The 24,257-nt window shown below is 72.8% G+C and carries 21 protein-coding genes; 11 read left to right on the forward strand and 10 right to left on the reverse strand.

Translation table 11 applies throughout. The features are described 5' to 3' along the window. Positions 1-577 precede the first annotated feature (577 nt). Both OHB56_RS18650 and OHB56_RS18655 read right to left on the reverse strand, forming a co-directional pair. Positions 578-2,938 carry a serine/threonine-protein kinase gene (locus tag OHB56_RS18650; protein WP_326753298.1) on the reverse strand — a complete coding sequence of 787 codons (2,361 nt, stop codon included), beginning with the start codon at positions 2,936-2,938 and terminating at the stop codon, positions 578-580. Between the two features lie 337 nt (positions 2,939-3,275). After that, on the reverse strand, positions 3,276-4,061 hold the full coding sequence (locus tag OHB56_RS18655) for a VOC family protein (RefSeq protein WP_326753299.1): 786 nt from the start codon (positions 4,059-4,061) through the stop codon (positions 3,276-3,278). Positions 4,062-4,195: 134 nt separating this feature from the next. On the opposite strand from OHB56_RS18655, the gene OHB56_RS18660 reads away from it, so the two are divergent. The 6 genes from OHB56_RS18660 to OHB56_RS18685 all read left to right on the forward strand — a co-directional run bounded on the left by OHB56_RS18660 (position 4,196) and on the right by OHB56_RS18685 (position 9,580). After that, positions 4,196-4,831, forward strand: coding sequence for a TetR family transcriptional regulator (locus OHB56_RS18660; protein ID WP_326757041.1), 636 nt, complete (start codon positions 4,196-4,198; stop codon positions 4,829-4,831). A 347-nt stretch (positions 4,832-5,178) separates the two neighbouring features. Further along, the gene (locus tag OHB56_RS18665) at positions 5,179-5,604 is read left to right on the forward strand and encodes a pyridoxamine 5'-phosphate oxidase family protein (RefSeq protein ID WP_406354547.1); all 426 of its coding nucleotides are present in this window, start codon (positions 5,179-5,181) and stop codon (positions 5,602-5,604) included. A gap of 67 nt (positions 5,605-5,671) precedes the next feature. Next, positions 5,672-6,349, forward strand: coding sequence for a pyridoxal 5'-phosphate synthase (locus OHB56_RS18670; RefSeq protein ID WP_326753301.1), 678 nt, complete (start codon positions 5,672-5,674; stop codon positions 6,347-6,349). Between the two features lie 364 nt (positions 6,350-6,713). Continuing rightward, entirely contained in the window at positions 6,714-7,916 is a 1,203-nt protein-coding gene (locus OHB56_RS18675) for a flavin-containing monooxygenase (protein WP_406354549.1), read from the forward strand. A gap of 408 nt (positions 7,917-8,324) precedes the next feature. Next, positions 8,325-8,849 carry a hypothetical protein gene (locus OHB56_RS18680; RefSeq protein ID WP_326753303.1) on the forward strand — a complete coding sequence of 175 codons (525 nt, stop codon included), beginning with the start codon at positions 8,325-8,327 and terminating at the stop codon, positions 8,847-8,849. 314 nt (positions 8,850-9,163) lie between these two features. Continuing rightward, positions 9,164-9,580 (forward strand): SsgA family sporulation/cell division regulator, encoded by a 417-nt coding sequence (locus OHB56_RS18685; RefSeq protein ID WP_355889495.1) that lies wholly within the window; start codon positions 9,164-9,166, stop codon positions 9,578-9,580. A gap of 43 nt (positions 9,581-9,623) precedes the next feature. Here the strand turns inward: OHB56_RS18685 and OHB56_RS18690 are convergent, their stop codons facing one another. After that, positions 9,624-11,135, reverse strand: a complete 1,512-nt coding sequence (locus tag OHB56_RS18690; RefSeq protein ID WP_406354551.1) for an MFS transporter — start codon at positions 11,133-11,135, stop codon at positions 9,624-9,626. Between the two features lie 38 nt (positions 11,136-11,173). Between OHB56_RS18690 and OHB56_RS18695 the strand changes: the two genes are divergently transcribed. After that, positions 11,174-12,265 (forward strand): GlxA family transcriptional regulator, encoded by a 1,092-nt coding sequence (locus OHB56_RS18695; protein WP_406354553.1) that lies wholly within the window; start codon positions 11,174-11,176, stop codon positions 12,263-12,265. A 515-nt stretch (positions 12,266-12,780) separates the two neighbouring features. Here the strand turns inward: OHB56_RS18695 and OHB56_RS18700 are convergent. Beyond that, entirely contained in the window at positions 12,781-13,224 is a 444-nt protein-coding gene (locus OHB56_RS18700) for an ATP-binding protein (protein ID WP_326753306.1), read from the reverse strand. Positions 13,225-13,913: 689 nt separating this feature from the next. Here OHB56_RS18700 and OHB56_RS18705 point away from each other — a divergent pair. Then, positions 13,914-14,228: a hypothetical protein gene (locus OHB56_RS18705; RefSeq protein ID WP_326753307.1), complete on the forward strand. Its 315-nt coding sequence runs from the start codon at positions 13,914-13,916 to the stop codon at positions 14,226-14,228. Here OHB56_RS18705 and OHB56_RS18710 read toward each other — a convergent pair. Both OHB56_RS18710 and OHB56_RS18715 read right to left on the reverse strand, forming a co-directional pair. Then, complete coding sequence (locus OHB56_RS18710; protein WP_326753308.1) at positions 14,207-14,713, reverse strand: EF-hand domain-containing protein; 507 nt, start codon at positions 14,711-14,713, stop codon at positions 14,207-14,209. The genes OHB56_RS18705 and OHB56_RS18710 overlap by 22 nt on opposite strands. Positions 14,714-14,918: 205 nt before the next feature. Further along, on the reverse strand, positions 14,919-15,299 hold the full coding sequence (locus OHB56_RS18715) for an STAS domain-containing protein (protein ID WP_055574096.1): 381 nt from the start codon (positions 15,297-15,299) through the stop codon (positions 14,919-14,921). A gap of 359 nt (positions 15,300-15,658) precedes the next feature. Between OHB56_RS18715 and OHB56_RS18720 the strand changes: the two genes are divergently transcribed. Next, a complete protein-coding gene (locus tag OHB56_RS18720; RefSeq protein ID WP_326753309.1) occupies positions 15,659-16,240 on the forward strand; it encodes a sigma-70 family RNA polymerase sigma factor in 582 nt (193 codons plus the stop codon). Further along, positions 16,237-17,691 carry a maleylpyruvate isomerase N-terminal domain-containing protein gene (locus tag OHB56_RS18725; protein WP_406354556.1) on the forward strand — a complete coding sequence of 485 codons (1,455 nt, stop codon included), beginning with the start codon at positions 16,237-16,239 and terminating at the stop codon, positions 17,689-17,691. The genes OHB56_RS18720 and OHB56_RS18725 overlap by 4 nt, the downstream gene beginning before the upstream one ends. Before the next feature lie 96 nt (positions 17,692-17,787). On the opposite strand, the gene purU is transcribed toward OHB56_RS18725, so the two are convergent. Beyond that, positions 17,788-18,669 (reverse strand): formyltetrahydrofolate deformylase, encoded by an 882-nt coding sequence (gene purU, locus OHB56_RS18730; protein WP_326753311.1) that lies wholly within the window; start codon positions 18,667-18,669, stop codon positions 17,788-17,790. A 46-nt stretch (positions 18,670-18,715) separates the two neighbouring features. Further along, positions 18,716-19,162, reverse strand: coding sequence for an SCO4402 family protein (locus OHB56_RS18735; RefSeq protein WP_406359138.1), 447 nt, complete (start codon positions 19,160-19,162; stop codon positions 18,716-18,718). Positions 19,163-19,334: 172 nt separating this feature from the next. Here OHB56_RS18735 and OHB56_RS18740 point away from each other — a divergent pair, with 172 nt between their 5' ends. Further along, positions 19,335-20,651 carry an ABC transporter substrate-binding protein gene (locus OHB56_RS18740; protein ID WP_326753312.1) on the forward strand — a complete coding sequence of 439 codons (1,317 nt, stop codon included), beginning with the start codon at positions 19,335-19,337 and terminating at the stop codon, positions 20,649-20,651. Positions 20,652-20,784: 133 nt separating this feature from the next. Here OHB56_RS18740 and OHB56_RS18745 read toward each other — a convergent pair whose 3' ends face one another. Then, positions 20,785-22,533, reverse strand: coding sequence for a hypothetical protein (locus OHB56_RS18745; protein WP_406354558.1), 1,749 nt, complete (start codon positions 22,531-22,533; stop codon positions 20,785-20,787). Positions 22,534-22,804: 271 nt separating this feature from the next. Beyond that, positions 22,805-24,190, reverse strand: coding sequence for a transcriptional regulator (locus OHB56_RS18750; protein ID WP_406354560.1), 1,386 nt, complete (start codon positions 24,188-24,190; stop codon positions 22,805-22,807). Between the last annotated feature and the right edge of the window lie 67 nt (positions 24,191-24,257).

Below are 24,257 nucleotides of genomic sequence, written 5' to 3' on the forward strand. Positions count from 1 at the left end.
ACCACCGGCGCCGTCGCGAGCCCGGCTCCGGCCGGCCACCCGATGCCGGTGAGCCCAAAGGACGGTGTCGCTCGCCCACCGGAAGCCCTGACGCACCGCTCGACCATCGATGCGGCCGGTGCGCACCTCGGCCTCATCGGGGCACGGCCGCGATCCACGTACCGTCCTGCGCGACGGAGTACGCCGCCCACCGCTCATCGCCCCGACCGCACTCTCCCCGGCTCCCGGAAGCACACCGCTCCCGGGCGCCACTCGGGTACGGAGACGGCCGGGGCTCGTCGCCGGCGTCTCCGGATCACCCACGGAGACCGTCGCGCGCCTGCGCAGGTCCGACGACGTCCCCTCGGATTCCCGTTCCGGGCCGGGGGACGCGCAGGGGAGATCGAGGCTGCGCCCACCACGGCACACGCGAAGCCCACCGGCCGGACATGGCCCGCGCCTCGATGCCGGGGACCTCTTCCACGGGACCGGGACGATGCCCGAGGAGATCCGGGCCGCTCCGGCCTGCCCGAGGGCGGGCGGGAGCCGGTCCTCCCGTGGGATCCCCTCGGCGCCCGCCGTCACCCGCCGGTGCCCGTCACGTCGTACGCGCCGTCCCCGTCCCCTTCTCCGCGTCCAGGGCGTAGACGCAACGGTCCTTGCTGCAGGCGTAGACGACCCCGTCCCGGACGACCGGGGAGCCGGTGATCTCGCCGCCGGTCGCGAGTTTCCATCTCAGCCGGCCGTCGTCGGCCTTCAGGGTGTAGAGGAGGTGGTCGGTGGAGCCGAAGTGGATCCTGCCCTCGGCGACCGCGGGGGCGCCGACGATGTCGCCGCCGGCCTGGAAGCGCCACTTGGGCGTGCCGGTGACGGCGTCCAGGGTGTAGAGGCCCTTTCCGCTGCCGACGTGGACGTGCCCGGCGGCGACCAGGACCGGCTCCACGGAGGAGCGGGCCTCGGTGGCGATGCGCCAGCGGTCGCGGCCGTCGGTGGCGTCGAGGGCGTAGACCGTGCCGAGGTAGTCGGCGAGGTACACGCCGCCGCCGGTGACGGCCGGGCCGGGCACGAAGACGGGCGGCGAGAGGAAGACCGCGGGGGCCTCGAAGTGCCAGCGGACGTGCCCGCCGGCGATGTCCAGGGCGAGGACGCGGGTACCGGCGGAGACGTACACGTACCCGTCGGGCGCGGGGGTGAGACGGATGGGGACGCCTCCGCAGGAGGCCGCGTCGCCGATGGGGTACGACCAGCGCTCGTCGCCCGTACGCGCGTCCAGGGCGCGCAGGCGGGCGTCCTGCCAGACGTAGACGGTGCCGTCGTGGACGGCGGGGCCGGCCTCCGGGGCCTCGAAGTCGGTCTGGCAGCCGGTGACCTCCCACAGCCTCTGGCCGGTGGACGCCTCCCATCCCTGCACACCGCCGCCGCGGGTGCCGGTGACGACGGTGCCGCGGTCGGCCCGGAGGGAGTACACCCAGGCGTCCGTGGACAACCGCCACAGGTCGCCGCCCTCGCGGGCGTCCAGGGCGAACAGGGTGGGGCCGTCGGAGGCGTGGATCCGGCCGTCGGCGACCGCCATCGACCAGGCGACGTCCCGGGTCTTGAACCGGCGCCGTCCGGTGGCCACGTCGAGGGCGTGCACCTCGAAGGAGGTGACGTAGACGAGGTCGCCGGCGACGGACGGGGTGCCCCAGACGTCGTTGGACATCCGGAAGCGCCACGGCCGCCAGCCGCTCGGTTGTTCCGGCGCCGCGGCGGGCGCGGCGGCCGGGGCGGGGTCGGCGCCGTTGACACCGGCGCGGGACGTGGACCAGGAACCGGCGAGAGCGGCCTCCGGCGGGGGCGACTTGACGGCGGCGGCGCGCACGTCCGCGACGCGCGGGCCGGGACCGATGGGCACTGCGGCGCCGGCCAGCCGGACCGGCCCCGGGTCGGGGGCGCCGACCGGCACCGGCGGAAGCGGCGGGACGACGGGGTCGTGCGGGGGCGGGGGCGGCACCGGAGGCAGGGCCGGAGGGCGGGCGCCGCCGGCGCTGCGGCCGCCGACGGGGGCGGGACGGGCGGGCGGGCGGCCGCCCCGGCGTCCCTCGATCAGGCTCACCGCCTGCTCGGGCAGCCATGCGGAGGCCGTACCGCTGTCGTCGGAGCCGGAGCCGAACAGGTGCGGGGCGAGCTGGGACTGGAGGTCGGCGGGGCTGGGCCGGGCCGGGGCCTCCATCTGCATGCAGGATTCGATCAGCGAGCGCAGCTCGTCCGGGAGGCCGTCCAGGTCCGGGCCCTCGCGCAGCAGCATGAAGACCGTCTCGACCGGGTTCGCGCCGTGGAACGGGGCGTGTCCGGTGGCCGCGAAGACCAGGGTGGAGCCGAGGGAGAACACGTCGCTGGCGCCGGTGACGCTGCGGGAGTCCTTGGCCTGCTCGGGAGACATGTAGGCGGGGGTGCCGACGGCGACGTTCGTCATCGTCAGGCGGGTGTTCGACACACCGGAGGCGATCCCGAAGTCGATCACGCGCGGGCCGTCCTCGACGACGAGGACGTTCGACGGCTTGAGGTCGCGGTGGACCAGCCCGGCGCCGTGGATGGAATGCAGCGCCTCCGCCACACCGGCCGCCAGCCAGCGCACCGCCTGGGCGGGGAGGGGCCCGCACTCGTTCACTATTTCCTCGAGGGAGGGCGCGGGGACGTACGCGGTCGCCAGCCACGGCACGGCGGCGCGCGGATCGGCGTCCACCACGGCCGCGGTGTAGAAACCGGAGACCGCTCGGGCCGCCTCCACCTCGCGTGTGAAACGGACGCGGAACAACTGGTCCTCGGCCAGCTCGGTGCGGACCGTCTTGATCGCCACGCGCCGGCCGGACGCCGAGCGCGCGAGATAGACCAGCCCCATGCCGCCGGCACCCAGCCGTCCCAGCACCTCGAACGGCCCAATACGCCGCGGATCGTGCTGCGTCAGCTGATCCACCACTTTGCCTGCCACCTCCCCGTACGAATCGCGCCACCACCTGTGCGCGACCGTAGTGCAGCGTCTCACCACCGCGGCCCCGTGGCGGCACGCACCCCGATTCTTCCTGTCCGGGGCGCTGGTTGCGAACCCGACGACATAGGGGGTGTCTAGTCTTATATGCAGAGCAATGGGGTGGACAGGGGGCAGGGTTGGCGACCGACGGGACCGGAGGAGTGTCCGGGAGGGCGGCCGGCGGGAGACCGGAGGGCCGTGCCGGGGTGGCCCGACGGGCATCCGGAGACGTCGGGGCGGGCGGCACGGGGGCTTCCCGGGACGGGAAGGAAAGCGTCGGGGCCGCTCAGCGGGACAGCAGGGCGAAGGACGCGCCCTGGTTGTCGGTGACCACGGCCACGGTGCCGTACGACGTCCCGAAGGGCGGCACCTGGACACGGCCACCGAGCCGGGTCACGTCCGCCATGGTCGCCTCGAGGTCCTCGACGGCGAAGTGGACGAGGAAGTGGGGCGGCATCTCGGCCGGAAAGACGTCGGAGACCGGGGCGCGGCCGAAGTCGGGCTCGACGCCCTCCCCGAACAGGGCGTCGTGGAAGAGGGCGCCGTAGAAGGTGTTGGCCGCCTCGGTGTCGCGGGTGTAGAGCTCGACCCAGGTGAAGGCGCCCTGCTCGTGCCGGCGGCCGAAACCGGGCCGTTCGCCGGGCTGCCACAGGGAGAAGACGGCACCCTCGGGGTCCGTGACGAGCGCGGTGACGCCGAGCTCGCCGACCGCGCGCGGCGCGGAGACGAGCTGTCCGCCCGCCGCGAGGATCCGCCGACACAGCGCTTCGGCGTCCGGGGTCGCGAAGGACACCGTCCACACGGTGGGGAGCCGGCCGTCCGTCTTGTGCGCGAGGGACGCCACCGGCTTGCCACCGAGCAGCGCCCGCACGGTCCCCAGGGGCGGCGAGGGCTGCACGGGCCGAGCGGGCCGGGAGGCCGGTGCGGGCCACTCGGGCTGCTCCGACTGGTCTTCGAACGTCCAATCGAAAAGTTCGCCGTAGAACCGCTTGCCCGCCTCCACGTCGGGAAGCTGCGCGTCCACCCAGCACGGGGTGCCCTCTGTGTACTCCGATGCCCTGTTTTCGGCCATGCCGCCAAAGTAACGGTGCCGCGCGCACCGCGCAGACCAGGCACACCAGGCGCAGCCGACCCTCACACCCCATTTGCAGTCGGCCGAATAGCGCTCCCATCACCCCTCGGTAAGCTGACGTCATGACAGGACAAGTGCGTACCGTCGACGGCCGCGTGGCCGGCCGGCGAGGGCAGGCGACCCGGCAGAAGTTGCTCGACTGCCTCAGCGAGATGCTCAGCTCCTCCCCCTACCGGGATGTCAAAGTCATCGACGTCGCCCGCAAGGCGGGAACTTCGCCGGCGACCTTCTACCAGTACTTCCCGGACGTCGAGGGCGCCGTCCTGGAGATCGCCGAGCACATGGCCTCCGACGGGGCCGGTTTGGCGGAACTGCTAGAGGGACGCTCCTGGGTCGGCAAGGCCGGCTGGCAGACGGCGCAGGAACTTGTCGACGGATTTCTGGACTTCTGGAAGCGCAACGACGCGATCCTGCGCGTCGTCGACCTCGGCGCCGCCGAGGGCGACAAGCGCTTCTACAAGCTCCGCATGAAGATCCTCAACTCGGTGAACAGCTCCCTGGCGGACGCCGTCGCCGAGTTGCAGGCCAAGGGCCGGATCGACAAGGACGTGAGCCCTGCCGCGGTGGCCGGTTCCCTGGTCACCATGCTGGCGGCCGTCGCCTCGCACCAGAAGGGCTTCACCTCCTGGGGCGTGAAGCAGGCCGAGCTCAAGCCCAATCTGGCCCTGTTGGTGCACCTGGGTGTCACCGGCAAAAAACCGACCAAGTAAGGCGAGGCGCCCCACGATCCCTCCCCCGCTCCTACAGCTTTTCCGCATCCTGTCTGACGGGCGGTGACTCACTCCGGTGAGCCACCGCCCGTCGCGCGTTCCGGCCTCCCGACCGTATATGACCTGTCGTCAGATTCGCGACAACGACTCCGAGAGAGTTCGCCGGGGTCGGGGGCGGCGGGGACCCGGGAGCGGAGGCGAGGGGTCCATATCGGTGAAAAGGGAACACGTCCGCGCGCGCTCTCGTTGAGCACTCCGCGAAGACAGGCCCCCGCAAGCGCATGCTCGAGTGACACCCGGCAGCCACAGCCGCCCGCAAGCCGCAGACGCCGCAGGAGGAACCCGCGATGGCCCTGACCACCGAAGAGCGCGAACAGTTCCTGGCCGAGCCCCATGTCGCCGCGATCGCCGTTGACGCGGGTGAGGGGCGCGCACCCCTCACCGTGCCGATCTGGTACCAGTACACGCCCGGGGGAGACGTATGGATCATGACGGGACTGGATTCCCGCAAGAACCGGATGATCGACGCGGCGGGCCGGTTCTCCCTCATGGTCGACCGCCTCGACCCCACCATCCGCTACGTGTCGGTCGAGGGGCCGGTCGTCGAGACCACCCCGGCGACCATCGAGCAGCTCCGGGAGCTGGCCTCCCGCTATCTCCCGGCCGACAAGGTCGAGGGCTATGTCGCCTTCGCCTGGAAGGACCACGGCGAGCAGGTCGTCCTGCGCATGCGGCCCGAGCGCTGGGTCTCCTCCGACCTCGGATCCGTGTGAGAGGGACCCGTACGACGGTGCGCACGGGAGTCCGCACGACGAGGCGACGGGCAGGGACAATCGGGGTATGGGAACCGATCTTCACGAGCTGCTGAGGTCGCTGCGGGTGTGGGACCCGGAGCTCACCGTGTTGCCGGCGTTCGACCCGGCCGCCGCCCCCGCCGAACCGCTGCCGCTGTTCACGCGGTGGTTCGCCGAGGCGGTGGCGGCCGGGCAGCCCGAACCGCACACCATGTCCCTGGCCACGGCGGACGCGGAGGGGCTGCCCGACGTACGGATCGTGATGCTGCACGGCGCGGACGCGGACGGCTGGTCCTTCGCGACCCACGCCCACAGCCGCAAGGGCGGCCACCTCGCCGCCCGCCCGTATGCCGCGCTGGCCTTCTACTGGCCGGTGCTGGGCCGTCAGGTCCGGGTCCGCGGGTCCGTCGGCACCGCCCCGGCCGAGGAGGCGCGGGCCGATCTGCGCGCCCGCTCGGCCGGGGCGCTGGCCTCCGCGCTCACCGGCCGCCAGAGCGAGGTCCTCGGCTCCCCCGAGGAGCTGACCCGCGCCTCGGAGGCCGCCTGGGAGCTGGCCAGGCGGGAGCCGGACACCCCGGCCCCGTCGTGGACCCTGTACCGCCTGCGTCCGGACGAGGTGGAGTTCTTCCAGGGCGACACCCTCCGCCGTCACATCCGGCTGCGCTACCGCCGGTCACCGCGGTCATCGCGGGAGGGGTGGTCCAGGGAACTCCTCTGGCCGTGAGGAGGCGAAGACGGCGGGGCGAAGACGGCGGGGCGAAGACGGCGGGGCGAAGACGGCGGGGCGGAGACGGCGGGGCGGAGCGGGCTGTCGGCCCTACGGTCCGGTTCTCGCCGCCGGCTCTCCGGCCGCCACGGCCCGCGCCCGATCCGCGGCCAGGTCCGCCCATGCCGCGCGCCGCCTCCGACAGCGCCTGACGGGACGCCACTTCCCGGCGGACCGGGGCGCGTCGCGCAGAATGTTCTCTTCACATCCGGGCGCTCTACGCCACTGATCCCACCCCGCCTCCTCCAGACGTGATCAATCCGCAACCAATTCCGGTCTTGACCGAGACCCATCAAGCATGTGCGAGATTACGCTCGCGCTCATGGCCGACTCCACCACACCCCCGAACCCCACGGCACCGCACCAGGAGGACCGTCCCGTCTACGTCATCGGCGGTGGCCCCGGCGGGCTCGCCGTCGCGTACGCGCTGCGCTCCCGGGGGGTGCGGGCCGTCGTCCTGGAACGGTCCGACGGCGTGGGCGCCTCCTGGCGGCGCCACTACGACCGGCTGCGACTGCACACCACCCGGCGCCTGTCCGCACTGCCCGGTCTGCCGATACCGCGGCGGTTCGGGCGGTGGGTCGCCCGCGACGACATGGTCCGGTACCTGGAGAAGTACGCGGAGCACCACCGCCTGGAGATCGTCACCGGAGTCGAGGTCTCCCGCGTCGAGCGCACCGCCGACGGCACCGGCTGGCTGCTGCGCGCCACCGGAGGACGCGAGCTGACCGGCGCCGCGGTCGTGATCGCCACCGGCTTCAACCACACGCCCAGGCTGCCCGACTGGCCCGGCCGTGAGACCTACACCGGCACGTTCCTGCACGCCTCCGAGTACCGCAACGCGCGGCCCTTCGCCGGCCGGGACGTCCTCGTCGCGGGGATCGGCAACACCGGCGCGGAGATCGCCGTCGACCTGGTGGAGGGCGGCGCCTCCCGGGTACGGTTGTCGGTCCGCACCGTCCCGCACCTCGTGCGCCGCTCGACCGCGGGCTGGCCCTCCCAGCGCTCGGCCGTCCTGGTGCGCCGGCTGCCGGTGGGAATCGTCGACCGGCTGTCCCGGGTACAGGCCAGGGTGGCGATGCCGGACCTCTCGGCCCAGGGCCTGCCGCGCCCCGACAGCGGCCTCTACAGCAGGGTGCTGGAAGGCGCCATCCCCGTGCAGGACGTCGGCCTGGTCGACGCGGTGCGCAAGGGCACGGTGGAGATCGTGGCCGCCGTCGAGGGGTTCGAGGACGGCGAGGTCGCCCTCGCCGACGGCGACCGCGTCGGCCCGGACGCGGTGATCTCGGCCACCGGGTACGTGCGCGCCCTGGAGGGCCTCGTCGGCCACCTCGACGTCCTCGACGACCGGGGCAGACCGGTCGCCCGTGGCGCCGGCACCCCGCCCGACGCCCCCGGCCTGTACTTCACCGGCTTCACCAACCCCATCAGCGGCAACCTCCGCGAACTGGCCCTCGACGCGGAGAAGATAGCCAAGGCGCTGACCCGCCGCGGGGCACCGGGGATCTCCCGGCTCCCCGTGTGACGACCACCGGGGCCGCAACCGGCCCCGGATCCGCCTCCCGTACCGACCTCGCCGGCCGTTCGCACGGCAACTCGACCTTCCTCGGGCATCCCTGTCGCTCCGTCAATTCAGTGACCTGACAGAGCGCCGACCGGCACTGCCTCACGGAAGCGGGCAAAGTGACGTCCCGAGTCGATCTGCGGCGATTTCTCCGCATGCGTCGATGCGGTTGATTCCGGCCGCCCGAAGGTTACGGAAGGCTGAACTATTCCCTCCCCGGAGGGGGTCGCATCGGTGAAATAGGCCACATAGCGGAAAGTTCATCTTTCAACCATCTCCAGGTAGCTTCGGTGTTGCCCCACCACACCGGGGCACCGTCCGACGCCCCACGGATCGGGACGTCGGCATGGCATTCAAGGAGGAATGATCATGAGTCGCACCTTCGGACGCCGGGTCGCCACCGGAGCCGCCTCTGTGGCAGTCGCGGTGGGCGTCGTGCTCGCCGCGGGCGGTACCGCCTCGGCATCGCCCCACCACGACGCCCAGCGCGTCACCGCCGGCTCCTACGCCACGGACAACGACCGCGACCGGCACGACCGGGACAACGACCGCGACCGGCACCGCGGACACGACCGGGACCGACACGACCGGGACAACGACCGCGACCGTAAGTGGGACCGCGACAACAACCGCGACCGGCACAACCGGGACAACGACCGCGACCGTAAGTGGGACCGCAGCAACGACCGCGACCGGCACGACCGGAACAACGACCGCGACCGTAACTGGGACCGCGACAACAACCGCGACCGGCACGACCGGGACCGTCATGACCGCGACCGTCACCGCGGGCACGACCGCAGCAACGAGCGCGACCGTAACTGGGACCGCGACAACAACCGCGACCGTCATGACCGCGACCGCGGCAACGACCGCGGGAACGACCGCCGCTGACGGCGAGGGCCGGGAACCACCGGCCCGCTGATCGGCCGCGCGCACGCACCGCCCGTACGGCTCATGTCCGACAACGACGTCGCGTATGAGCGACCGCGGCCGAAAACGGCAGTGGGTGACTGTACGGGGTGCGTCCATACCACCAGGGGCGGGGTTCAGTGCGACTGCAGGCGCACCGACCCCCGCCCCGGGCATGTCGTCACCCGATGCGGGCGGCGGCCGGAACACGGCACCCGCACCGGGACCGCCGAAGGAACCGTCCGGAGAGAGCCTCCAGCGAGTGCCGTCCGGATCGAGAGAGCAAGAGAAAGCCCATGAAGAACTTCGTCGAGCAGGAGTGCGAGATGCGCCTGCTGATCGCGCCGGGTCACAGCATCGGAGTGGAGACCCGTCTGTCCTACGACCCGCACGACCCCTACGCCGTCCACGTCGACTTCCACACGGGCTTGCACGCCCCGGTGACCTGGCTGTTCGCCCGCGAGCTGCTGGCCCAGGGCATGTTCGGGCCCTGCGGACAGGGCGACGTGCGGGTCTGGCCCGTCGGGACCGGGTCGCGCCGCATGCTGTGCATCGCGTTGGCCGCCCCGGACGGACAGGTCCTGCTCGAAGCCCCGTCCGCGCTGGTGGAGCAGTGGCTGCAGCGGACCTACCGACGGGTGCCCCCGGGCCACGAGACGCAGATGCTCGACCTGGAGCGGGAACTGTGCGGCCTGCTCGGCAAGAAGGCCTGAGGTCCGCAAGCGCCGGGTCGCCCGTCCCCGGCGCCGGGTTCCCTCAGTCGGCCGTCGCCGTCACCGGCACCTGCGCGGGCGTGCGCGGCCGCCTGCGGATCACCAGCGCCATCAGTGCCGCCGCCGCGCACAGGGCGCCGGAGGCGTACCAGACCACGTCGTAGGAGCCGAAGACGTCCCGCGCGACGCCGCCGAGGAAGGCGACGAGGGCGGCGCCGATCTGGTGGGAGGCGAGGACCCAGCCGAAGACGATGGCGCTGTCGTCGCCGTAGTGCTCGCGGCACAGGGCGAGGGTGGGCGGGACGGTGGCGACCCAGTCGAGGCCGTAAAAGACGATGAAGAAGATCATCGGAGGATGGACGCTGGGCGCCAGGAGCATCGGCAGGAAGAGCAGGGAGATGCCGCGCAGGGCGTAGTAGACGGCGAGCAGGCGGCGCGGTTCGAAGCGGTCGGTGAACCAGCCGGAGGCCACCGTGCCGACGACGTCGAAGACCCCGATGACGGCCAGCAGGGACGCGGCGGCGGTGATCGGCATGCCGTGGTCGTGGGACGCGGGCACGAAGTGGGTCTGGATCAGACCGTTGGTCGAGGCGCCGCAGATCGCGAAGGAGCCGGCCAGCAGCCAGAACGGTCCGGTGCGCACCGCCGAGAACAGGACCTTGAGCGTGCGGCGGGCTGCGCCGGGGACGGGCTCGGGCTTGGGGACGAACTCCTTCGCCCCGTACGGCTTCTGGCCCACGTCGGCCGGGTGGTCGCGCAGCAGCAGCCAGACGAAGGGGACGACCGCGAGCGCGGCGAGCGCCACCGTGACGGCCGCCGGGCGCCAGTCGTACGTCGCGACGATCCAGGAGACCACGGGCAGGAAGATCAACTGTCCGGAGGCGGACGCGGCGGTGAGGATGCCGGTGACCAGGCCGCGACGTTCGGTGAACCAGCGGTTGGTCACGGTCGCGGCGAACGCCAGCGCCATCGAGCCGGAGCCGAGGCCCACCAGCAGCCCCCAGCACAGCATGAGCTGCCAGGCCGCCGTCATCCACACCGTCAGCCCCGAGCCGAGCGCGATCACGGTCAGGGCCACCGCGACGACCCGCCGGATGCCGTAGCGGTCCATCAGCGCCGCCGCGAAGGGGGCGGTGAGGCCGTACAGGGCCAGGTTCACGGAGACCGCGGCGCCGATGGTCCCGCGCGACCAGCCGAACTCCTCGTTCAGCGGGTCGATGAACAGCCCCGGCACCGCGCGGAAGGCGGCGGCGCCGATGATCGTCACGAAGGTGACGGCGGCGACGAACCACGCGCGGTGGATGCGGGGGCGGCGCGGGCCGGGGCGGTCCCGCTCGCCGCCGGCCCGCGCTTCGGCCCGCTCCCCGGTGTCCGGCTGTTCCACGCGGTCCGACGGTTCCGGGGTATCCGACGGTTCCGGGGTATCCGACTGTTCCGGGGTATCCGACTGTTCCCGGGTGTCCGGCTGTTCCACGCGGTCCGGCTGCTTCACCGTGCCGGCTGTCTCGCTCGTCTGGGTCACGCCATAGAGCTTCTGTACGCGGGGTCCTCGCATCGAGTGGCCCGGAGGACATCCTTCACTAGGATCGGGCCATGGAACCGGCCGACCGCATCCCCAGCACCTCCGACGCCGGCGCCTTCAGGCCGCACCGCGTCGTCGTCCTCGCCCTGGACGGGCTGCTCCCCTTCGAACTGGGCATCCCGCACCGCATCTTCGGCCGTCCCCGGGACGCCGGGGGGCGGCCACTGTACGAGGTCGTCACCTGCTCCGTCCGGCCTCCCGGACCGGTCGAGACCGACGCCGACTTCACCCTCCACGTCGCCCACGGCCCGGAGGCCCTCGCCACCGCCGACACGGTGATCGTCCCGGCCTCCTACGAGCTCGGTCCGGTCTTCGACCGGGGCGAGCTGACCCCCGAACTGGCCGCCGCCCTCGCTCTCGTCCGTCCCGGCACCCGGCTCGCCTCCATCTGCACCGGCGTGTACGTCCTCGCCGCCGCCGGTCACCTCGACGGCCGGCCCGCGACCACGCACTGGGCGGACGCCGCGCGGTTCCAGCGGCTCTTCCCGCGCGTCGAGGTCGACCCGGACGTGCTGTTCATCGACGACGGCGACATCCTGACCTCGGCCGGGGTCGCGGCCGGCATCGACCTGTGCCTGCACATGGTCCGGCGCGACCACGGCGCCGCCGTGGCCAACGACGTGGCCCGCCACACGGTCGTACCGCCGCACCGCGACGGCGGGCAGGCGCAGTACATCGAACGGCCGGTGCCCGATCAGCAGCAGGCGTCCACGACCGGCGCCCGCGCCTGGGCGCTGGGCCGGCTGCACGAGCCGGTCCAGCTGCGCGACATGGCCGCCCAGGAGTCGATGTCGGTACGCACCTTCACCCGCCGCTTCCGCGAGGAGACAGGGGTCAGCCCGGGGCAGTGGCTGACCCGGCAGCGGGTGGAACGGGCCCGGCATCTGCTGGAGTGCACGGATCTGTCCGTGGACCGGGTGGCCCGCGACGCCGGGTTCGGCACCGCCCAGTCCCTGCGGCAGCACTTCCAGGCGGCGCTGGGGGTGACGCCGTCCGCGTACCGGCGGACGTTCCGGGCCGGAGGCAGGGACCAGGAGGACGACCACGGGGGCCGGGGGCGAGAAACACGACAGGGCCAGGGTCAGGGCCAGGGTCGGAACTGAAATTCGGAAAAGTTGTCCACAGCCTGTGGATGGACCCGCCCCCGACCACGGCTCGATGTCGCAGCGATCGGGGGCGGCGATGGCGGTGGCGGTGATGGCGCGGTGCCGCCCGTCCCGAGCACGGCGGCACCGCACCGCCTTCCGACTCCGGCGCTCCCGCCCGGCTCCCCTCGTCAGGAGGAAAGCGGCGCCGGAATCACGACCCACACTCGCCGAGGGCTCCCGTCGTCGAAGTCCTCGCCGTCCCCTCGCAGCGAATCGCTGACAGCCAGAGTGATCACACGGTCACGTCACGTCAACGCCGATTCGCTCACCTATGGATGGGTCCGCGACATATGCCCGGTTATTCGATGCCGCGCACGGAAGCACACCCGGCGCACCGGCTCACACATCGACTCGCACGGCCGGGCCGCCATGCATCGGTGCACCTGCACGTACGCACAACCGTGCACCCGCCCGCCGGATCTCCCTGAATCCCCGAAGCCCCGAAGCCCCGGTCCTCGGAGCGCCGGGCCCTACACCGCCTCGTACGCGAAGCCGCCCCAGGCCGGGGCGGCGGCCTCCCGCGCCGCCGCGCAGCGGTCGAGCTCGCACCAGATGCGCTTGCCGGCACCGTCGGTGCTCCAGCCCCAGCGGTCGGCCAGGCCGTCGACGAGGGCGAGGCCGCGCCCGCCGGTCGCGTCGCCGTCCACGCAGCGCGGCACCGGCGCCCTGCCGCTCCGGTCGGCCACCTCGAGGCGGACGGTGGCCTCCCCGGCCGTCACACCCGGCAGGGAGAGTCTCAGTACGGCCGGACAGCCGGTATGCACCACGGCGTTGGTGACGAGCTCCGAGACGAGCAGGATCAACGTCTCGGCGAGCGGCTCGTCGACCGCTATCCCCGATCCGGCCAGACGCGAGCGGGCCCACCGACGGGCCCGTCCCACTTCAGCAGGGTCGGGCCGGATCTCCAGCTGCACTTGAAGCACCTGCACCGCTCACACCATCCGAACCGGCGGACACTTGGACTCGCGCCTCACGAGGGCCACGATCGTAGCCATTCTCTGCATGGCCTGGACAACGGCCGGGACAAGGGTCACGGAACGTGAATCCCTTATGGGCCAGCATGGTTGACGTACAGTCACGCCAACAAGCGCTTCGGGCATATTCCAGCGCGAAGGAGTACCCGTGCGGGATACTGTGCGACGCCCGCCCCGGCAACTCGAACAGGCGGTGGCAGTCGGCCTGATGGCGCGGCGAACGGCGGCAGGCACCGGCCGTTCCGGACTCGCCTCGGGGGCAACTCCGGTGCGGTGCGTGCTCACAACCACTCGCATCCCACACAAGGTACCGGAGCGGACGGCCGACTCCGGGCCGTGACGAGTCACGCGTAGGACACAACCCGGTCTCAACGCTCCGTGACGTCCGGATGCCACAATCCGCGACATTCGCGCGGAGCGATCCGCGACGTCGCAGACAGGGGGGCGGAGCGGGCGCTTCCGGCGAGCGGTTCGACGGCGAGCAGAACATCACTCTCCGTGGCGCCTCCGGTGCACAGGGCCCGCACCTGGGCGCTTCCGAGGTGCGGAGGAACGCCCGCCTCCCAGGTGGAGCGCATGCCTCCGCGCGCCCGGAGGCCGTCACGGGCGCCGCATGGACGGCGGCGCGGGTGGTCTCCGCGCGGACCGGCATCGCGGCGCGCGGGCGGACCACCGCCCGGAAGGCCCCCGGTCGGCCGGCCGAACTGTTCGCGGACCCGGGCGTGTTGCACCGCCGGTCCGCCGGTTCGTACGCGCGCGTGGCGGTGCACGGTCCCGGGGAGCCGACGCCGGGGACGGTGACCGCGCATCCGCGCGCGGGAGGGCCGTCGGCCCACAAGCCGCCGGAGCGGCCGGAGGCGGCCGGCGCCCTCCCGCGCGGCGAGAACCCGCGGAAGGTGCTCGGGTGCGGGCTGCGGGAGCGCTACTCGGGGACGGTGAAGTAGCGGGCGAAGGCGCCCACGATCTCTTCCTCGCCGATCCTGCCGTCGCCGTCCGTGTCCAGCGCGGCGGCGGCGGACCCCGCCAGCTCCTCGGGGACGCCGAGCACCTTCAGCGCGCGGGCGGTCTCCTCGACACCCACCGCGCCGTCGCCGCCGGCCACCGCGAGGACCGCGTGCAGGAAGGGGCGGGCGATCTCGGCGAACCGGTCCGGGGTGTCCCGCAGGCGCTTGACCGCGCCGTTCACGAACTCCTCACGGGTGATGCGCTGGTCGCCGTCGCGGTCGGCGATCCCCGCCATGCCCTGCCAGAAGGCCTCGGCTCCGCCGTACAGGGCCTGGCCCTTGTCGGACCGGGCCCGGGTGTCGAACTCGGCGAGCAGCGCCTTGGCCGCTCCGCTGAAGTCCTCGCGGTCGATGTAGCCGTTGCCGTCCTGGTCGAAGGTGGCGAAGCGGGCCGCGATCCTGCGCTCGTATTCGCTGGTGACCATGTCTCTTTCAGGCCGCCTTAGTCAGTGGGTTTCCCCGTGGGGGTCGTCTCGCCCGGAGCGTACGACGTGCGGCGCCCTCCGTGAGCCCGGAAACGACGCTTGTCCCAAGAACGGGAGAATTCCGGGACAACAACGGGGCCCGCGCGGGCATCCGCAGGCCGCGCGTCGGCCGCCCGTACGGGCGGCCGACGGTCCCGGGGCCGGCTCAGGCCGACAGCGGGCGCGACTCCTCGTCCACCGCGGACACGACGTCCGGGTGGACGTCGAAGAGGCGGCGCACCCCGAGCGCGCCGAGCACCCGGTTGACGTGGCTGCCGTCTGCGGCTCCCTGGGCGGGGAGGATCAGCCGCAGACTGCCCTGACAGGAGCGGAGCAGCCGACGGGTGGCGATGAGCACGCCCACGCCGCTGGAGTCGCAGAACCACACCTCGGAGAGATCGAGGACGAGGCGGTGTCTGCCCTCGGCCACGACATCGTGCACGCGCTGGCGCAGCACCGGCGAGGTCATCAGATCCAGTTCGCCCGACACCCGAAGCACGGCCCAATCGCCCTGCTCCCCGTCGGTCACGTTGAAGGCCACCACCACGCCCTTCGCTCGCCAAAACGGAAGAAACGCCTACGCTTCCCTGCAGCGCAGCTGCCCACCGGCCGTGCCCTGAAACACGACTCAAGAAACCGTAACCGAACAGAAAAGGCTTGTTTCAGTCGACTTCGATCTCGTTCGATCGGTTCCGATCGATGATGGGTGGGGTAGGCAGGCCCCGGACGGCATCCGACGTGCGCGTCGGCGACCTTCTACCACCTGGGGCCCGGCGGGGGGCGCACATTGCCGCAAAGGGGCGTGCGTACGTGTACGTGCCGACTACATTCGTGAGTCGGCGGGCACCTGCCGGACCGGGCAGGGCCGTTCCGGACGCCGAAAGGGACAGGGGGTGGAGGGGTCGCATGACGCAACGGGACGTACCGCCCCGCTGGGACCGCAAGATGCAGCAGCGGCTCGCCCGCGGAGAGGCCGCCGCGCTCGGTGAGCTCTACGACCGGTTCGCCTCCCTCGTGCACGGCCTCGCCCACCGCGTCCTCGGCGACGAGGACGCGGCGGACACCGTCACGCGCGAGGTCTTCGCCCACGTCTGGGAGCACCCGGACGCCTACGACCCCCAGCAGGAGCCGCTGCGCACGTGGATCGCCGTGCTGACCCACGGGCTGGCCGTCGAGCGGCTGCGCGCCGTCGGGACCGCCGCGCTCGCCCGTGGCGGCGCCGGCAGTGCGGAGGATCTGGAGCACCAGGTGCGCCACGCCTCGGTGGCCGCCCGCGCGGACTACATCGTGCACGCCATGCCGGTGCCGCTGCGGACCGCGCTGGAGCTGGCGTACTTCCAGCGCAGGGACTACCAGCAGACCGCCGCCGACCTCGGCGTCACCGAGGACGAGGCCCGCCGCCGCCTCCGGCTGGGCCTCCAGCTGCTGGCCACGGCCCACGACACCGAGGCCCCGGGCGCCCCGCCCGGTATCGGGGGTGCGGCGTGAGCGACGACCTTTTCGAGCCGTACGACGACCATGAACACGCCGGCCGTGAGCGCGAGAAGCACGGGGAGTACGAAGGAGACGGGGAGCGTCACGAGGACACGGACGCGGACACACGCACGGGCCCGGGAAACGGGGCGGACGGTACGCGCGAGCGGGACGTTCCGGGCGAGTCCGGTGGCGGCACGGACGGACCGGGCGACGGTACGGGCCCCGGTGACGGACCGGACCGCGCTGCCGGGCCCGGCCACTCCGCCCGCATACCGCCGCCCCGCGCCTCCGCCGAGGACACCGGACAGCCCCTGCCGGCACCGGCCACCACGCCCGAGCCCGAGCCCGAGCCGCTGATGCTGGAGCACCGGGTGCTGAAGTCGCTGCTGGGCGCGTGGGCACTGGCCGCCTGTGCACCGGAGGAGACGGCAGCCGTCGAGGAGCACCTCGGCGAGTGCGGGGCCTGCGCCGACGAGGCGCTGCGCCTGCGGAACGCCGTCGGGCTGTTGCAGCGGCCCGAGAGCCTCGACCTGGACCCGGGGCTGCGCACCCGCGTCCTGGAGACCTGTCTCAAGCGGCGCCCGCCGCGCATCCCCGTGCCGGACTGGGCCTCCGCCTACGACGCGGAGACGGCGCGGCTGGACGCGCTGCTCCAGGACTTCGGCGACACCGAGTGGCACGCGCCCGTGCGGCTGCGCTGGTACGAGGCCGACGAGGCGGCCACCCGCCGCACCACCGTCGCCGGGGTCATCGCGCATCTGCTGGCGGTCGACGGGCTGGTCGCGGCCGCCCTCGGCCTGCCCGACCCGCTCGGCGGCCTCGCGCCCGAGCAGGCCACCCCGTCGGCCCGCACCGAGGCGTTCTGGCGCGGAGCCCACGGCCCGCCGACCCGCTCCGTGCGGGCGCCCTGGCGTGCGCAGACCCACGACCTGGTACGGACGGTGTCCTTCACCGGCAGCAGTGCGGGACGGATGCCGGTCTCGTACGGCGGCTACGAGCTGCCGCTGCACGACGCGATGCTGGACCGCGCCTTCGAGTGCTGGGTGCACGGGGAGGACATCGCCGAGGCGGTGGACTATCCGTACGAGCCGCCGACCGGACGGCATCTGCACGGCATGGTCGATTTGGCCGCGCGGATGCTGCCGGCCGTCCTCGAAGCACGCCGACAGGCCGGGCAGGAGGTCTCCACCGAGCGGCGGCTGGTCGCGGCCGGTGCGCCGGGGCGGAGCCTGCGGCTGGAGATCGAGGGGTCCGGCGGCGGGGAGTGGCTGATCCCGCTGGACTCCCCGGCGGCCAAGGGGTCCGCGGAGCACGAGGTGGCCCACATAGCGCTCGACGGCTCGGAGTTCTGCCGTCTGGCCGCGGGCCATGTGTCGCCGCAGGAGGCGGCCGCCGGGCAGGTCGGGGACAAGGCGGCCATCCGGGACGTCCTGCTGGCGGCGGCCTCCATGAGCCGGATCTAGGGCCCGTCCGGATCCGGGACCTGCCCCTCGGATCAGGCCGGGCGGGCCCCGGCCGCGTGTCCCGGCCCCGCTCCCGGGCCGCCCGTCTCCCGACGGTCAGGCGAAGACCACCGTCCGTCGCCCGTTCAGCAGGATGCGGCGCTCCGCGTGCCACTTCACGGCGCGGGCCAGCGCCTGGCACTCCACGTCGCGGCCGACGGCGACGAGCTGGTCGGGGGTGACGTCGTGACCCACCCGCTCGACCTCCTGCTCGATGATCGGCCCCTCGTCGAGGTCGGCGGTGACGTAGTGCGCGGTGGCGCCGATCAGCTTCACACCCCGGGCGTGTGCCTGGTGGTACGGCTTCGCGCCCTTGAAGCTCGGCAGGAAGGAGTGGTGGATGTTGATGATCTGCCCGGAGAGCTGCTTGCACAGGTCGTCCGAGAGGACCTGCATGTAGCGGGCGAGCACGACGAGTTCGACGCCCTCCTCCCGCACGATCTCCAGCAGCTTCGCCTCGGCCTGGGCCTTGGTGTCCCTCGTCACCGGAATGTGGTGGAAGGGGACGTTGTACGAAGCCACCAGTTCGGCGAAATCGGTGTGATTGGACACCACGCCGACGATCTCCACCGGCAGCGCACCGGTCCGGGCGCGGAACAGCAGGTCGTTGAGGCAGTGACCGAACCTGCTGACCATCAGGACGATGCGCATCTTCTCGTCGCCCCGGCTTATCCGCCAGTCCATCTGGAAGGCGTCACCGATCGCCGTGAAGCTCGCCCGCAGCTTCTCCACGGTCACGGGGGCCTCCGCGGAGAAGTGGACCCGCATGAAGAACAGCCCGGTGTCGTGGTCACCGAACTGCTGACTGTCCTCGATGTTGCAACCGGTCATGAACAGGTAGCTCGACACGGCGTGCACGATGCCCTGCTTGTCAGGACAGGACAGGGTCAGAACGTACTGGTCGGCCGGGGCCTCTGCTCGGGTGGGCTGCTCACTCATGCGGAAAAGGGTCCCATACGCGGATCCCCGCCGGGGGATCGTTCCGCTACGCGGACCGGGTCAGGATGCTCAGCGCCTCGAGGCTCTGCGGCGGAGTGTCGGGGTCCTCCCCGTCACTGGCCGCCAGCCGCACGTGCGCGTCGCGCGCGGCGCGCACCGCGTCCGGCCATCCCTCGTGCGCGAGGTAGGCGGTGACGGGCGCGTCCGGACCGACCTGGTGCATGATCCGCAGCACGCGCAGCACCGCGGTGTCCACGAGGGCCGCCTCCTGGGAGTCGCGGAAGATCGTGCCCACGTACTTCTCGGCGGACCAGTTGTCCAGCCAGGTGTCCTCGACCAGCCGGTAGACCGCGTCGGTGACGTCACCGTAGCCGTCCACACCGGCCAGCCAGACGCCGTGCTGGAACCCGGGGTCGGAAAGCATGTGCAGCGCGGAGCGCACATTGCTGCGCCAGCGCCACCATGGCATGTCGTTGAGTGGCATGCCGCCCATGGTGAAGGAGCGACGGCTGCGACGGGAAGAATTCTCCGAACCTTGCACGGTCGTCGATCGTACGTTTCCCCTCGCCGCCGGTCACCCCGGACCCGGCAATTCACCTCCACGTCACTGTCCGTCGACCATGAGTCACCCGACGGTTGGCCGTGTGGAGGAATCGTGCGTGACCATGACCGGCAGTCCGCGCAACCGCAACCGCCTCCGCCACAGCCTCCTCCCCCGTCGCACCTCCCGGCCGTTCCGAGCCGGCGCCCTGACCTCGGGCGCGCTGGCGGCCACGGCCCTGGTCGCCGGGTGCGGAGTCATCCCCGGCCCGGGAGGCGACAGCGACGAACCGATCACCGTCATGACCTGGGCACCCGAGAAGACCAGCGCCACCAACAAGCCCGGTATGCCCGCTTTCGCCAAGGCGTACGCCCGCTGGGTGAACGCCGGGGGCGGCATCAACGGCCGCGAGCTCAACGTGATCACCTGCAACGAGCGCAACGACAGCGTGGCCGCCTCGCGGTGCGCCCGGGCCGCCGTCAAAAAGGACGTGGTCGCGGTCGTCGGCTCGTACAGCCAGCACGCCGACACGTTCCTCCCGACCCTCGAGGGCGCCGGCATCCCGTACATAGGCGGCTACGGCATCACCACCGACGAGTTCACCAGCCCGCTGTCCTACCCCGTCAACGGCGGCCAGCCCGCGCTGCTGGCGGGCCTCGGCCGTGCCCTCGCCGACGACTGCGGGCCGGTCACCCTGATCCGTCCCGACACCATCGCGGGCGACCAGCTGCCCCCGCTGCTCGACTCGGGCCTGTCCGCGGGCGGCCACGAACCGACTGCGGACCAGCGGGCGGCGGAGGAGGCCACCGAGTACGGCGGGCAGGCCAGGCGGGCCCTGGAGGCCAGCACCACCGACCCGGAGGCGGAAGGCTGCGTGGTGCCCGCGCTCGGGGACCGCACCAGCACCTTCATGGACTCCTTCCGGCGCGCCCGCGCCGACCACCCGGACGTGCGCACCGCGACCGTGCTGGGCAGCGTCGACCAGACGACGATCAACACGACCGGCGGGGCGTCGAGCCCGTACGAGGGGTCGTACGTCACCGGCTGGTACCCGGCGGCGAGCGACAGTCTCTGGGACCCGATGAAGGACGTGATCAAGAAGGAGGCGTTCGGCGACAACCGGATCGACCCCGCCGACGCCGGTGTGCAGACGACCTGGATCGCCTACACGGTGTTCAAGCAGGTCGTCGAGTCGCTCGGCGGCGAAGAGGTGAGCGCCGACACCGTGGTCCGGACGCTGAACGCCGGGCTGAAGGTCGAGACGGGCGGGCTCACCCCCACCCTGAGCTGGCGGTTCCAGGACAAGCTGGCCGCCGTCGGCTTCCCCCGGATGGTCAACGCCAACGTGACCTTCCAGGAGGTCAGGAACGGCCGGCTGGTGTCCGGCCGAGACGGCTTCGTCGACGTGACGGACACACTGCGCAACACCGACCTGACCTGACGCGGCGGGACGCGGACCGTCCGCCACCGCCCCTCCGTCGCCCCGGCCGCCCTCGTCGTTCTCCGTCGGCCCCGCGCCGGACCGCTCCGGTCGCCGCACGCCGGTCGTCCGAGCGGGGCCGGGCTCCGGCCGGTCACAGATCGGTCGGCTGCCGTTCGGTCAGGCTGTGCTGCTTGGCGATCGCGTTCCACAGCTGGGCGGCCTTGGTCTTCTCGGCGGTCGCGGTGCCGCTGTCCTTGTTGGCGGCCTGGGTCTCACCGGTCGAGCGGGCCTGGCCCTTCCGGCAGCCCTTCTTGCCCGCGGTCTGGTCGGCCCAGGCCGCGTAGTGGTTGTCGGCCGACGCCGACGCCTGCCACGCCTTGACGAGCGCGTCGGTGAGCGCCACGTGGTCGGGCAGCTTGTCCACCGAAAGCTGGGAGAGGTCGGTGACCAGCTGGTTGCGCTGTCCGGCCGCTTCCCGAAGGTCCTGGGCCGCCTGCTGGAGGTCCTTGCAGGACTTCACTTTCTCCACCGCGCTGATCACCGTGGACCGGCTGTCGCCGCTGTGGGCCAGCAGTTTGTCCAGCTCGACGGCCTGCTCCCGGGCCGGGTCGACGGTCGGCTCGGCGGACGGTTCGGCCGACGGCGCCTCGCTCGCGGGCCCACTGGCGGAGACCGGCTGGTTCTTGCCGTCGTCGTCGCCCCCGCCGCCGAGCATCGCGCCCGCGCCGATGCCGAGGACCACGAGGCCGACGCCGACCGCCGCGATCAACGGCACCTTCGAACCCGTGCGGCCGCCCCGGCCGCCCCGGCCGCCCCGGCCGCCCCGGCCGCCGGCCTCGCTCTCGCGGGCGGCACGCCGGCCGCCGCCCTGCCCGGCCTGCGGGTAGGCGGGCTGCGGGTGCTCGATGCGGGGCATCTGCTGGGTGGATCCGGCCGGGGTCTCGTCGCCGCCCGAGGTGCGGAAGAGGTTGTCGAACTCGGCGGGCGGCTGCCGGTTCCCCTCGTCGGCGGGGCCACCGGAGGGAACACCGGGCGCGGCTCCGTACGGCGCGCCCTGGGGCCCGTCGGTCACCGGGGCCATGAACTGGGTGGCCTCGGCGTCGGGGTTGCCCGCGGGCGCCGGCGGTCCGCCGGCGCCCGGGTACCCGGTCGTCTCGGAGTGGTGTGCGGCGGGCATCTCGGGAGGCAGCGCTCCAGGGCCCACCGGGGGTATGAACTGCGTCGCGCCCTCGTCCATGGGGGCGGCGGGGACCGGCGGCAGGAACTGGGTGGCCCCCTCCGACCCGTCGGGCAGGGCGCCCGCGCCGTACGCGCCGGCGGGGGCGCCGTACCCGGAACCGTGCTGCGGCGGCATCGGGGCCCCTCCGCCCTGCTGCCCGTACCCGTCCGGCCCCCCGGCCGCCGAGCCGTAGGCGTCCCCGCCGTGGTGTCCGCCGTAGCCGGGACCCTGGCCGGTGGCCTGCGGGGGCAGCTGCGCGGACGGGCCGCCGGGGTTCGGGCCGTACGAGGAGGGGATGCCGTGGGTCGCGCCGTGGGCCGGGGGCTGCGCGCCCTCGGGCGGCAGCGGGCCCGGACCCTGCTGTCCCGCAGCGGGTCCCTGCGCGCCCCAGGGGGCCGGTTCCTGCGCGCCCCACTGCTGGGCGGGCGGGGACTGCCACTCCTGGCCGGACGGCGGGGCCGGCGCGGGCGGCAGCTGTTGCTGCTGCTCGGGCCCCCAGGGCGTGCCCCAGGTCTGACCGCCGGGCGGCGCCGAGGCGGGCGCCTGCCCGCCCGGCGCGACCGGGTCGGCCGCGGCACCCGTCATGCCCGGCAGCAAGGGCTGGCCGCCGTCGGAGGGCAGCACGATGCCTTCTCGCGCGGGGCGCGCCGAGGGCTCCTCACCCTGTCCGCTCTGCGTCACCGGGACTCCTACCCATGGGGGACCTTGTGGATCGTCGGCTCACGCTACCGGGTCCCCGGAGCCCGGTGCCACGCAGCACAGGACCTGACCTCATGCCCTGTGAGCGCGGTAACAAAACCGGATCACCTCACGCTGTTCATGTCACCTCTTCCGCTCCGCTCCCGCGTTACCCGCACGTTCACTCGAGATCACCCGAAATGTTCACCACCCGCCTCCTGCCGCCGAGTTCGCACGACGACCGGGATCTTGATCACACCACGCCACCGCGTGCTCACGCCGCTGCGGGCAGAGCCATGCGCGCACCGAACTCCCGCACCACCGGCTCCTCCTGGTACGGCTCCAGCCGCTGCTGGAAGTCCTCCAGGTACTCGGCGCCCCGGTGGGACCTGAGCCCGTCCAGCAGTTCCACCGCCTTCAGACCCGTGGCGCAGGCCTGTTCGACCTCCCGCTGCTGCACCTGCGCCGTGGCGAGCAGCACATAGCCGATCGCCCGGCGCCGCACCCGCGACTCGGGGTGTCCGGCCAGCGCCTCGCGCGCACATCGCGCGGCGGCCTCGGCCTGCCCCAGGTCCCGGTGGCAGTGCGCCAACTCGTCGGCCAGGTAGGCCTCGTCGAAATGGGCGATCCACACGGGGTCGTCCCCCGAGGCCGGGTCGGCCGCCTCCATGGCGTCGATCGCGCGCCCGGCCGCCTCCTGCGCGGCACCCGCGTCACCCATCAGCGCGTGCCCGCGCGCCTCCGCCGCCCGGAACATCGACTCCGCCCGGGGTGTCGCCCGCCCCCGTGCGCCTTCCTGTGCGGCACGCGCCAACTGCGCGATCTCGCGCGGGTTTCCGAGTTGCGCGGCCAGATGACTCATGGAGGCGGCGAGCACGTACCCGCCGTACCCGCGGTCGCCGGCCGCCTGGGCCAGCCGCAGCGCCTGGATGTAGTAGCGCTGGGCGAGGCCCGGTTGCCCGGTGTCGACGGCCATGTACCCGGCCAGTTCGGTCAGTCGGGCGACCGCCGCGAACAGCTCGCGCCCGACGGCCTCCCGGTACGAGCCGGCGAGCAGCCCGGAGACGACGCTGTTGAGGTAGTGCACGACGACCGGGCGCACATGCCCGCTGCCGTACTGGTGGTCCAGGTCCACCAGGGACCGCGTCATGGCCCGCACGGCTTCCACGTCGGACCGCCCGACCCGCGGCCCGGCCGAGCGCGCCACCTGCGGGTCGGGGGCGGAGATCAGCCAGTCCCGGCTCGGTTCCACCAGCGCGGACGCGGCGACGGAGGAGCCGGACAGGAAGTCCCGCCGGCCCACGTCGCTGCGCCACAGTTCGCAGACCTGCTCCATGGCCCCCAGGACCGTCGGCGAGAACTGGAGACCGACACCCGACGCGAGATTCTTGCCGTTGGCCATGCCGATCTCGTCGATCGTGACCGTACGGCCCAGCTTGCGCCCGAGTGCCTCCGCGATGATCGCCGGCGCCCGGCCCCGCGGCTGCTGTCCGCGCAGCCAGCGGGCCACCGACGTCTTGTCGTACCGCAGGTCGAGGCCGTGCTCGGCACCGCACATGTTGACTCTGCGGGCCAGCCCGGCGTTGGAGCATCCGGCTTCCTGGATGAGCGCCTGCAGTCGTTCGTTCGGCTGCCGCGCGACGAGAGGCCTTGCGGCCATGGCGTACCCCCTGAGGCTGCGGTGCCTGCCCACGCACCGAGTTGACGTGTCTTCGGCGGCCGGACCC

It is taken from the genome of Streptomyces sp. NBC_01635, assembly GCF_045209715.1.
Classification (GTDB): Bacteria; Actinomycetota; Actinomycetes; order Streptomycetales; family Streptomycetaceae; genus Streptomyces; species Streptomyces hirsutus.